Raw genomic sequence first — 12,123 nt, 5'->3', positions numbered from 1 at the left:
TGAAGCAGGAACCCGGTACTGCGCGAGCAGCTATCACCCAGTAATGGGAATCCCCCTCCTGTGACGCGAAGCGCTAAGGTGGGGGAGGATGTCAAAGAACATGACCAAGACGACAAACACCAGGATCCCCAGGGCAATGTAGTCAAGTACCATCGATTTCTCCCGTCTGAGTCGCTAACAATGCTTCGATTGTCGAGTCGAGGCTTCGGCAATAATGACAGCATATGCCGTCGGTGCAAGTCTGCAATCGGAGAGTTGGTGTGGCGGTACAGGCATGGTTCATCGGTTGCTCATTTAACACACAAAATTGATTTGGTTAGATAAAATCAAGCAGCAATGGATGCCCGGGCAAGGTGAGAGGTGAACCTGATGAACGAATGGTGCAGTGGCAAAGGATGGCGGCTTGGCCTGTTGCTGATCTGCCTGTTGTGGTCCCGCCTCGGCTGGACCGCCGAACCCAGAATGGAGCCCAATGAGCAGGAGTTGGCACAGACCCTGGTCCTGCTTCATGAACCCATCGTCATGCTGACGGCTAAATATGGCAACCTGGATGGGGCGGCCAGGGTACGGCTGGCCCATGAGCGAGTTCAGCGGATGGAGCCAAGCGACCTCATGACGCCTGTGGCCGTGACGAAAGGCAGTCGACACGGCCAGGAGAGCCGGGAGTTTCTGGTCAATGGCAAGCGCATTCTGGTGCTGCTGGAAGGGGACCTTGATGAATTCGACGAGCTGACCCTGGATCAGGCGGCCGAACGTGTCCTGCATCGGCTCGACGGCGTGCGCATCAAGTATCTCGAGCTGCACTCGACCCCCTATTTGCTCAGAGCCGTCGGCTTGGCGGTGGTGGTCAGCCTGATCTTCTTCGGCCTCATCTGGCTGTTGCAGCGGGGGCATCGGCGAGTCAGAAAGTGGCTGGCCAACCGCCTGTTGCTGCAGAAGGGGCTGGTCCCCCACTCCTGGCGCCAGGTCACCGGGAATGTCGAGGTCCGCTTGCTCGGCCTCATCACGCTGCTGCTCATCTTCATGCTCACCTATGGCTGGCTGACCTATGTGCTCGGCCTGTTCCCCCAGACCCGGGCCTGGAGCTATCAGCTTGGGGAATCCCTGTTTGCCCTGTGTGGCGACATGCTGGAGGGCATGATTGCCGCCATGCCCGGTCTGGTAACCGTGCTGCTTATCGTGGTCATCACCCGTTTCTTCATCAAGATGCTGGCCATCCTCTTCGACCGCATCGAGCGTGGCCAGTTTCGGGTGCAGGGTTTGCACGCCGAGACCATAGGCGCCACCCGGCGACTGCTGTCAGTGGTGATCTGGCTGTTTGCCCTGACCGTGGCCTACCCCTATCTGCCGGGTGCGGATTCCGATGCCTTCAAGGGGATCAGCGTCTTCTTCGGTCTGATGGTGACACTGGGATCGGCCGGTATCATGAACCATGCCATGAGCGGCCTGGTGCTCATCTACTCCCGCGCACTGCGGCCAGGGGATCTGGTGCAGATCGGCGAGGTGGAGGGGATGGTGAGCGAGCTCAATGCCCTCTCGACCAAGCTGGTGACGCGCCAGGATCACGAGGTCACGCTGCCCAATGCAGTGGTGGTGGGGGGCAAGGTGGTGAACCTGACACGGCTGGCGGGCGAGAAGGGAGTGGCCCTGTTGACCAAGGTGACCATCGGTTATGACACCCCCTGGCGTCAGGTACATGCCATGCTGGAGCTGGCCGCGCGGCGCTGCACCCGGCTCAATCAGGATGAAGCTCCCCTGGTGCGGCAGTTGCATCTGCAGGATTGGTATGTGGAGTACGAGTTGCAGGTGAGGATGAAGGCAAGCGAACTCCCTGCGGTGGTCAAGACGGAGCTCCATGGCCATATTCAGGATGTCTTCAACGAGTTCGGGGTGCAGATCATGTCCCCCAACTTCATTGCCCAGCCGGAACAGGCTGTGCTGGTGGCCAGGGAGCAGTGGTATCAGGCGCCGGCCCGGGCGCCCGATTCCGCCGAGCCCCCCGCCAGGGAGTGACCACAAAAAGCAGAGGCCCGGCAGCAATGCCGGGCCTCTTGTCATGAAGAGAAGCTGATGCCTCAGCTCTCCTTGGCCTCTCTCAGTTGGGAGGGCCTGAATTTTACCAGGAAGGCGAGGGTGATGAGGGCGGTGCTCACCAGACCGATGATGGTGGAAACATTCATCTCGAGGCCGAAACCGATGGGGGCGTTGGCCAGGTAGGTGATGACCACTGCGGTCATGAAGATGGCGGGAATGGTGCATACCCAGTGCAGCTTGCCTTCCTTGATGAGGTAGGCGGCCGCAGCCCACAGCATGATGACGGCGGTGGTCTGGTTGGCCCAGCCGAAGTAGCGCCAGATCACCCCGAACTCTGCCTTGGAGATGATGAAGCCAAGGATGAACATGGGGATGGCGATGAGCAGACGCTTGGCCATGGGCTTCTGGGTCAGGTTCAGGAAGTCCGCCACGATGAGGCGGGCGCTGCGAAACGCGGTGTCACCGGAGGTGATGGGCAGGATCACCACGCCGAGGATCGCCAGGATGCCGCCCACGGTACCGAGCAGGCTGGTGGAGACTTCGTGCACCACGGCAGAGGGGCCGCCGCTGGCCAGGGTGGCGTTGAGTGCCTCGGTGCTGTCGTAGAAGGAGAGACCCAGGGTGCACCAGATGAGGGCGATGATGCCTTCCCCAATCATGGCCCCGTAGAAGATGAAGCGACCGGAGCTCTCGTTCTGCATGCAGCGCGCCATCAGCGGGGACTGGGTGGCGTGGAAACCGGAGACCGCACCACAGGCGATGGTGATGAACAGCAGCGGCCAGAGCGGCAGATCCGTCGGGTGCAGGTTGGAGAAGTCCATCCCGGTGTTGTAGAAGCCCTTGCCGGAGACGATGAGGCCGATGATGAGGCCGACCGACATGAAGACCAGCAGCGCACCGAAGATGGGGTAGAAGCGGCCGATGATCTTGTCGATGGGGACGATGGTCGCGAGGATGTAGTAGGCGAAGATGGCCGCAATCCAGTAGACCAGATCGGTGGAGGTGAGGTTGGCGAGCAGGCCCGCCGGGCTCAGGACGAAGACCACGCCCACCAGCATCAGGAGCACCACGGCAAAGAGGTTCATGAAGTGCTTGGCGGCGGTGCCCAGGTGCTCACCGACCACGGTCGGCACCGAGGCGCCCCTGGCGCGTACCGACAGCATGCCGGAGAAATAGTCGTGGACCGCACCGGCGAAGATGCAGCCAAAGACGATCCAGAGCATGGCGACCGGACCATAGAGGGCACCCAGGATGGGGCCGAAGATGGGGCCGACGCCGGCGATGTTGAGCAGTTGAACCAGGTAGACCTTCTTGTCCGACATGGGGACATAGTCCACCCCGTCCGCCATGGTGATGGCGGGGGTCTTCAACTCGGGTTTGGGCCCGAATATCCGTTCGATGAATTTGCCGTATATGAAGTAGCCGGCTATCAACAAGCCGACACAGAGGAAGAACCAGATCATTGCTACGCTCCTGCTTTGTTATTTTTTGGTGTGCGCAGCCAGTGTAGGTGGGGACTTCTGTTAACGGTAGGTGAAAGGGGGTGAGCGGCGACATGGCGACCCGAGTGGTTGCCCGCTGTGATCCGGCGCACATCGCACCCCGCTTTATTCCAGTCCCAGCTCGTCTTTTAGCTCCTTGAGGTAGCGGCGGCTGACCGGTACCCGGGCCCCGCTCGGGGTCACGATCTCCGCCAGTTGATTCTCCAGCAAACGGATTTCGAAGATGGCGGCCGGGGCCACCAGATACTGGCGGTGACAGCGCAGCAGCGGGGTCTTCTCCTCGAGGGACTTGAGGGTGAGCTGGGTGTGAAACAGCTCGCCCTGGCAGGCGACATGGACGCCGCCGAGATCGGAGAAGGCGTACTCCACCTGGGAGGTTGGGAGCAGCCGCACCCGGTTGTGCAGGTATCCGGGGATATGGTGGATGGTCGGGGCCAGGGTCCCGACCGGTTGCGGGGTGATGTCCTGCCTGAGCCGCGCCAGGGTCTTGGCGAGGCGCGCCGGCTCCACCGGCTTGAGCAGGTAATCGAAGGCGTTCTCCTCGAACGCCTGGATGGCGTACTCGTCAAAGGCGGTGACAAAGACGATGCGGGGCAGGGGATCGAGCATGGCCACCAGCTCCATGCCGCTGAGTTTGGGCATCTGGATATCGAGAAACACCACATCCGGCTTGAGTTGCTGGATGAGGCCGAGCGCCTCGATGGCGTTGCCCGCCATGCCCAGGATCTCGATGTCGGGATCGCTGGCCAGCAGCTCTGCCAGTTCTTCGCGGGCATAGGGCTCGTCATCGACGATCAGGGTGCGGATCATGTCATCTCCTTGGCGGTGGTGCGGGGTTGTCGTGGGAGTGTCAGGGAGACCCGGGTCCATTGCTCCGGCTCCCACTGGACGTCAATGCCATAGCGCTCGCCAAAGGCGCTCTTGAGGCGCTTGTCCACCAGGCTCATCCCCAGACCATCCCCCTGGCCGGATGGCTGCCAGGCCCCGGCGTTGTCTTCGACGCAAAGGGTGATCGCCTCGGGGGTTTCCCTCGCGAAGAGGCGAAGTCGCCCCTCTCCCAGCAGGGAGCAGATGCCGTGCTTGATGGCATTCTCGATGAGGGGCTGCAGGGTGAAGCTCGGCAGTTGCACCTCGGCAAGGTGGGGCGGGATCTCGTTGATGACGGTGAGCCGCTCGCCAAAGCGGGCCTGCTCTATCTCCAGGTAGGAGAGGCAGTGCTCCTGCTCCTCACGCAGCGTGGTCAGGCCGCTCTGGCGCTTGAGGTTGTTGCGAAAGAAGCGGGAGAGGTGCAGCAGCAGCTCCCGTGCCCGTCCCGGATCGCGGCGGGTAATGGCGCTGATGGTGTTGAGGGTGTTGAACAGGAAGTGGGGGTTTATCTGTGCCTGCACCAGCTTGAGCTCGGATTGCACCAGCAGGCGCTGCTGCTGCTCCAGGCGGCCTGCCAGCAGTTGCTGGGACAACAGGTTGGCGATCCCTTCTCCCAGGGTGTGATTGATCTTGAGGAAGAGCCGCTTCTTGGGCTCATAGAGTTTGATGGTGCCGATCACCCCCTCGTCACCCTGCAGGGGGATCACCAGCACGGAGCCGAGCTGGCACTGGGGGGAGATGCTGCAACGATAGGGCTGGCTGTTGCCATCGGCGAACAGCACCTTGTTCTGGGCGATGGCTTGCAGGGTGATCGCCGAGGTGATGGGGGTGCCCGGCTTGTGGTGATCTTCTCCGGTGCCGATGAAGGCGAGGATCTTGTCGGTGTCCGTGATGGCGACGGCGCCGACGCCGGTCTCTTCCTGAACGATATGGGCTATCTTGCCGCTGGCCTCCGGAGTGAACCCCTGGCTCATGATGCCGACGGTACGGTTGGCGATGGTGAGCGCCTTGGCGGAGAAGACCCGGGAGAACTTTTCGTACATCCGCTGCTGGTCGCGGATCATGCTGATGAAGAGCGCCGCCCCGCAGGAGTTGGCGAGGATCATGGGGGTGGCGATGGTGCGCACCAGCAGCAGGGACTTGTCGAAGGGGGTGGCGACCAGCAGGATGATCACCATCTGCATGATCTCGGCCACGAAGGTGGTAAAGAAGGCGACCCTGGGTGCAAAGAGGTCATTGACCCTGCCTGCCCTCATCAGCCGCCAGTGCACCAGCCCCCCCAACAGCCCCTCGCAGGTGGTGGAGATGGCGCAGGCGAGATCGGTGAACCCCCCCAGAGTATAGCGGTGCAGGCCGCCGGTCAGCCCCACCAGGAATCCCACCAGGGGGCCGCCCAGCAGTCCCCCCAGTACGGCACCGACCGCCCGGGTGTTGGCGATGGCGTCATCGATGTCGAGGCCCACATAGGTTCCCAGGATGCAAAAGCAGGATAAGATGACATAGATGAGCACCTTGTGGGGCAGCCTGACGGAGTAGTTGGCCAGGGGACGCAACAGGGGGCTTTTGGAAAAAAGGTAGGCGATGACCAGGCTGACGCTCATCTGCTGGAGCAGAGAGAGGACTAGTTGCATAAAAAAGCTTCCTCAAACACCACGCCGGAGCCGGGCGTTGTCATGACGCAGGGTGAGCCTGAGCCCGTCTTGATGCGGGCTGCGGGCTGAACGCTGCGGCAGTTTGCCAGAATGGAAAAATAAAACCATATAAAATCAGCACGTTAAATTGATATTTGTGTAATCGATGCCCGCTTGATATTGCTGATGCGAGCATGAAGGTATCCACCGGATACGCCACACGGAGGTGGCATGCTCCGCCCGGCCATCGGCTGGGCGTTTTTTATCCAGCTCCAATGGTGGACGATTTCGAGGGGACCTGAGCAATTATTCAGGTTTGTCCAATGAGTTATCCCCAGCTTCTGGGGATAACTCAGAAGGCGAAATAGTAACAGACCCGCCGACCCAGACCGAAAAAGGCGCGTTGCGCGTCGTCCAGCTCTTCCTGTCTGAGGGGAGCGACGATGCTTCGCGCATCTTCCCGCAGATCGATCATGGCCACCCCTTCCGGTCGCTGTCCCTTGAGGTAGGGCAGCACCTTGGGTCTGAGGGGCATGCTGGGCTCGGTGGAGAGCACCAGGGCCAGGGCATCGTCATCCAAGCGCACCAGGGAACCCGGCGGATAGACCCCCAGCACCTTTATCAGCAACCTGACCTGGGTTTGCTCGAAATTCTTCTGGGAGAGCTTGTAGAGCTGGCCGATCACCTGGCTGGGCCCGGCGGGTTGAGGCCGCTGCGCGGGTGAAGCAGCTCGTCATAGTGATCCACCAGCCCGATGAGGCGGGCGAGGGGGGGGATCTTGTCGCCCTTGATCCCGAGGGGAAAACCGCTGCCATCGAGGCGTTCGTGATGCAGGTAGGCGACCTCGCGGATCCTGGGTTCGAAAGCCTGCAACTGGTTGAGCATCTCCAGTCCGTACTGGGGGTGCATGTTGAGGAAATTCTGCTCCGCCTTGCTGAGCTCCCCCCGCTTCTGGATGATCTGGCTCGGGATCTTGAGCTCGCCGATGTCGTGGAGCAGGCCCGCCAGACCGGTCTCCTCGATCTCGACGGGATTCATGCCAAGCTCCCGTGCCATCAGCATGGCGATGAAGGCCACGCTCAGGCTGTGTTGCAGCAGGGTATCCGTGTTCTGGCTGCGGATAAGGTGCAGACCGAGCGGCCCCTGGTGTTCTGCCAGACGGGCGGCGGTGCTGCGCACTATCTGTGCGGTATTGGCCAAGCCTTCGTCCGGTTTGAGGTTGAGGGCGCCAAGGGCGTCGCGAAGATCTGACAGGGATTGACCGAACGCCTTGTCCGCGATGCGAAGGGAGCGCCTGAACGCCTTTTCGTCGAAGGTGGGGCCCACAGAAGAGGAGGTGGTATCCCCGGTGTCGCTCATCTCAAGAGAGGTTACGGGTTCGGCCCGCAGCAGGGGCTCGACCGGCAGATCGCTCTTGTCGGGATCCACCATCAGCAGGGTCAGGTCGAGGTGGCGGATGATGTCGAGCTGTTGCTGGTCCTTGATTTTGAAGGCGTTGAACATGAAAGGGTGGCTCGTCCATCCCGTGGGAAGATGGATGTAGTGGCCGACTCTCAACTGCTCGATGGAGGCCTGTATCAGCGCCATGGACTAGCTCTTCTGTCGAATTTGCCTATCAACAAGCTAGCAAAATTAAACAGATAGACAAACAAAAAAGCCCGCGCATGTGCGCGGGCTCTTGTCATCCGTGGCGTTTATCAGGCCTTGGATTTTTTCTTGTTGTCCACCTTGGCGTCGACCTTGGCTGCAACCGGGGCAGCAGCAGGGGCTTCCTCGATGAAGGGACGGCCGTAGTAGGTGTCCATCAGGATGGCTTTCAGCTCGGTGATCAGCGGGTAGCGCGGGTTGGCGCCGGTGCACTGGTCATCGAAGGCTTCCAGGGCCAGCTGGTCTACCTTGGCCAGGAAGTCCGCTTCGTTCACGCCGGCTTCGCGGATGGAGACCGGGATCCCCAGGGTGGCCTTCAGCTCGTCCAGCCAGGTCAGCAGCTTCTCGATCTTGGCGGCGGTACGGTCACCGGCAGCGGTCAGGCCCAGGTGGTCAGCCACTTCGGCGTAGCGACGGCGAGCCTGCGGACGGTCGTACTGGGAGAACGCGGTCTGCTTGGTCGGGTTGTCGTTCGCGTTGTAGCGGATGACGTTGCTGATCAGCAGGGCGTTGGCCAGACCGTGGGGGATGTGGAACTCCGCACCCAGTTTGTGGGCCATGGAGTGGCACACACCCAGGAATGCGTTGGCAAACGCGATACCGGCGATGGTGGCCGCGTTGTGCACCTTCTCGCGGGCAACCGGGTCGTTGGCGCCGTTGATGTAGCTGGAGGGCAGGTACTCCTTCAGCAGTTTCAGGGCTTGTAGCGCCTGACCGTCGGAGTATTCGTTGGCCAGCACGGAGACATAGGCTTCCATGGCGTGGGTCACGGCGTCGATACCACCGAAGGCACACAGGGATTTGGGCATGCCCATTACCAGGTTGGCATCCACGATGGCCATGTTCGGGGTCAGCTCGTAGTCGGCCAGCGGGTACTTCATGCCGGTGGCGTCGTCGGTCACGACCGCAAACGGGGTCACTTCAGAACCGGTACCGGACGTGGTGGTGATACAGACCAGTTCGGCCTTCACGCCCATTTTCGGGAACTTGTAGATACGCTTGCGGATGTCCATGAAGCGCATGGCCAGGTCTTCGAACGCGGTGTCCGGGTGCTCGTACATGACCCACATGATCTTGGCGGCATCCATGGGTGAACCACCACCCAGGGCGACGATCACGTCCGGCTTGAAGGAGTTGGCCATCTCGGCGCCCTTGCGGACCACGGACAGGGTGGGGTCGGCTTCCACTTCGTAGAAGATCTCCACTTCCATGTTCAGCTTCTTGAGCAGGCGAACCACTTCATCGGCATAGCCGTTGTTGAACAGGAATCGGTCGGTCACCACCATGGCGCGCTTCTTGCCTTCCAGGTCGCCCAGGGCGATCGGCAGGGAACCACGACGGAAGTAGATGGATTTCGGAAGTTTGTGCCACAGCATATTTTCTGCCCGTTTTGCGACTGTCTTCTTGTTGATCAAGTGCTTGGGACCGACGTTCTCGGAGATGGAGTTACCACTCCAGGAGCCGCAACCCAGGGTCAGGGACGGGGCCAGCGCGAAGTTGTACAGGTCACCGATACCACCCTGGGTGGAGGGGGTGTTGATGAGGATACGGGCGGTCTTCATCTTGTCGCCGAAGTACTTGATGCGGTCGGCATTGCGATCCTGGTCGGTATAGAGACCGGAGGTGTGGCCGATACCACCGATGTTGACCATGTCGCAGGCCATTTCGACGGCTTCTTCGAAGTTCTTGGCACGGAACATACCCAGCGTTGGAGAGAGTTTCTCGTGAGCGAACTCGTCTTCCGCGCAGAGTTCCAGACCTTCACCGATGAGGATCTTGGTGGTGGCAGGCACGGTCACACCGGCCATGGCGGCGATCTTGGTGGCAGGCTGGCCCACGATGTCGGCGTTCAGGGCGCCGTTGATCAGCAGCACTTTACGCACCTTGTCCGCTTCGTCCTTGGAGAGGATGTAGCCGGCGTGGGTCGCGAAACGCTCCTTGACCTGGTTGTAGATGGAGTCGACCACGATGACAGCCTGCTCGGAGGCACAGACCACGCCGTTGTCGAAGGTCTTGGACATCAGGATGGAGGCGACGGCACGCTTCACGTCGGCGGTTTCGTCGATGACGATGGGCACGTTGCCCGCACCCACGCCGATGGCGGGTTTGCCGGAGGAGTAGGCGGCCTTCACCATGCCCGGGCCACCGGTGGCCAGGATCAGGTTGATGTCGTCGTGACGCATCAGGGCATTGGAGAGTTCGACGGAGGGTTGATCAATCCAGCCGATGATGTCTTTCGGCGCACCGGCAGCCACGGCTGCATCCAGTACCAGCTTGGCAGCGGTATTGGTGGAGTTCTTGGCGCGGGGGTGCGGGGAGAAGATGATGGCATTGCGGGTCTTCAGGGAGATGAGGGCCTTGAAGATCGCAGTGGAAGTCGGGTTGGTGGTCGGTACGATACCGCAGATGATGCCTACCGGCTCGGCGATGGTGATGGTGCCCATCTCGTCGTCCTGGCTCAGGATGCCGCAGGTCTTTTCATCTTTATAGGCGTTGTAGATGTATTCGGAGGCGAAGTGGTTCTTGATAACCTTGTCTTCGATGATACCCATACCGGATTCAGCCACGGCCATCTGGGCCAGGGGGATACGGGCGTTGCTGGCGGCCAGGGCGGCGGCACGGAAGACCTTGTCTACCTGCTCTTGCGAGAAGCTGGCGAATTGACGCTGTGCTTCTTTGACGCGGGCAACCAGTGCATCCAGTTCAGCCAAATTGGTTACTGCCATGTTTATCTCCTGATGATTTGAAAACTGTTTAGTAAGACCTTGGCAATGCCCGGCAATTATAGCCACCTTGTCAAGGCGAGAATCACCATAACGGGGTATTTACATGCCTTAGTAAACTGTTTTCTGACTCGATTATAGGGTCGGGATGTGTCAGAAAAGATTGATCTGGATCATATGTAACAAAAGAACAAAAGAAATTTTGTTTCACCCCTTATCGCACCACTATGTTACGGGAGTGTGTCATCCTTTCTTGGCATCACGAGCTGCTGTCACGCGCCCTTGAAATATCTGCTCAGGGAAGGGGATCCGATGAATTCTCGCCTTGACCGGGATGGGGGAAGGTGGCATTGCCATGATGGCGGCAGAACGCCTAGCCCCCTGACGTTTCATTTATGTTGAGAAAGGGGTTGTTGTTTTCATCCAGTCGCCCTGGCGAAACAGCACATCTGGCGGTGGCAGGGAGCTTGTCACCTCTGCACAGCCGGCCCCACTGCACCGCACCAGGGTGAGAAAGGCCAAAATCGGGGTCACAGGAGCGGGTGGGGGCGGCAAGCAGGTGTGGTGAGAAGCAAGGGTGCCATTTGCCGAAAATATCGTTTCTTGGCTGAGGGTTGATATAACGCGCTGTCATGGCACCCGGCGATGTTAATGGTGGCCACTCTCCCTTAACAACCCGATATGTTGAATTTTGTCGATACATTAGCGGAACTAACTAAAAAGCCCCGGTAAGGGTGAGATTATTTGATTGGAGAAGGGAAAAGCCATGGTGTAAATTTACGCGTAGTTTGGGGGTTGGCCCCTTGTGGCTCGTATTGGTTCTGGATGGCGCCTATGGCAGCAATAGACTTCTCTTTATACCTGAAATTTTTCGTCGGCCTGTTTGCGATCATCAACCCGCTGGGTCTGTTGCCGGTTTTTGTGAGCCTGACGGGCCACATGTCGCCGGAGGAGCGACGCAAGACCAACACCACCGCCCACATTGCCGTGATGATCATCCTGATGGTCTCCATGTGCATGGGACAGCTCATCCTCGACAGTTTCGGCATCTCCCTGGCATCGTTTCGCATTGCCGGTGGCTCGCTGATCACCCTGATCGCCTGGTCCATGCTGCAGGGCAAGCTGGGGGAGGTGAAGCACAACAAGCAGGAGAAGGGTGAACTGGCTGCGCGTGAATCCATTGCCGTGGTGCCCCTGGCTCTGCCGCTGATGGCCGGACCCGGTGCCATCTCCTCTTCCATCGTCTATGCCAGCCAGAAGACCCTGCCCCAGATGGCCGGCATGTTCGTGGTGGTGGTGGCGTTTGCCTGCTGCTCCTGGCTCATCTTCCGCGCCGCTCCCCTGCTGTTCAAGCTGATGGGCAACACCGGCATCAACGTGGTGACCCGTATCATGGGTCTCATCATGATGTCCCTTGGCATCGAGATCATCGTGGCGGGCATCAAGGGAGTCTTCCCCGGTCTGGTGTGAGCCAGGTCCGTTTTTGTCGGAGCCGGTCCTTGTGACCGGCTTTTTATTGTTTCTTTTTTGTTGGTCATTTCCTAGAATCGAGCTGCCTTGTACGAAAAATGACCGCTGCGGGATATTTAAATGCTGAATAAATGGTTTTAAGTTGTTTTTTTGACCATGAAAGCGGCCTGTTCCTGATGATATCTATTGCATTATCAGAATTGTCAGGGAATTATGCGGGCAGCGAGGTGTTTGTCTCGTGGATAACAA

The 12,123-nt window shown here is 59.7% G+C and carries 6 protein-coding genes and 1 pseudogene; 2 read left to right on the top strand and 5 right to left on the bottom strand.

What is annotated here, in order from left to right:
* The first annotated feature begins 369 nt into the window (after positions 1-369).
* The gene (locus AB5Y64_RS11015) at positions 370-2,013 is read left to right on the top strand and encodes a mechanosensitive ion channel family protein (RefSeq protein WP_029314351.1); all 1,644 of its coding nucleotides are present in this window, start codon (positions 370-372) and stop codon (positions 2,011-2,013) included.
* A gap of 62 nt (positions 2,014-2,075) precedes the next feature.
* On the opposite strand, the gene AB5Y64_RS11010 is transcribed toward AB5Y64_RS11015, so the two are convergent.
* The 5 genes and pseudogenes from AB5Y64_RS11010 to adhE form a co-directional block, all read right to left on the bottom strand.
* Positions 2,076-3,497 (bottom strand): carbon starvation protein A, encoded by a 1,422-nt coding sequence (locus AB5Y64_RS11010; RefSeq protein ID WP_010674323.1) that lies wholly within the window; start codon positions 3,495-3,497, stop codon positions 2,076-2,078.
* Between the two features lie 144 nt (positions 3,498-3,641).
* The gene (btsR, locus tag AB5Y64_RS11005; RefSeq protein ID WP_041215425.1) at positions 3,642-4,346 is read right to left on the bottom strand and encodes a two-component system response regulator BtsR; all 705 of its coding nucleotides are present in this window, start codon (positions 4,344-4,346) and stop codon (positions 3,642-3,644) included.
* Positions 4,343-6,034: a sensor histidine kinase gene (locus AB5Y64_RS11000; protein WP_010674325.1), complete on the bottom strand. Its 1,692-nt coding sequence runs from the start codon at positions 6,032-6,034 to the stop codon at positions 4,343-4,345. Before AB5Y64_RS11000 ends, btsR begins: the two co-directional genes overlap by 4 nt.
* 352 nt (positions 6,035-6,386) lie before the next feature.
* Positions 6,387-7,621, bottom strand: a pseudogene (locus tag AB5Y64_RS10995) (HD-GYP domain-containing protein).
* Between the two features lie 110 nt (positions 7,622-7,731).
* Positions 7,732-10,407, bottom strand: a complete 2,676-nt coding sequence (gene adhE, locus AB5Y64_RS10990; protein WP_279955800.1) for a bifunctional acetaldehyde-CoA/alcohol dehydrogenase — start codon at positions 10,405-10,407, stop codon at positions 7,732-7,734.
* Between the two features lie 831 nt (positions 10,408-11,238).
* Between adhE and AB5Y64_RS10985 the strand changes: the two genes are divergently transcribed.
* Positions 11,239-11,874, top strand: a complete 636-nt coding sequence (locus AB5Y64_RS10985) for a YchE family NAAT transporter (protein WP_010674328.1) — start codon at positions 11,239-11,241, stop codon at positions 11,872-11,874.
* Positions 11,875-12,123 lie beyond the last annotated feature (249 nt).

It is taken from the genome of Aeromonas sp. R5-1 (assembly GCF_040908265.1).
GTDB lineage: Bacteria > Pseudomonadota > Gammaproteobacteria > Enterobacterales > Aeromonadaceae > Aeromonas > Aeromonas caviae.
The sequence above is the reverse complement of the archived record's forward strand: the minus strand, read 5'-3'. Positions and strand labels throughout refer to the sequence as shown.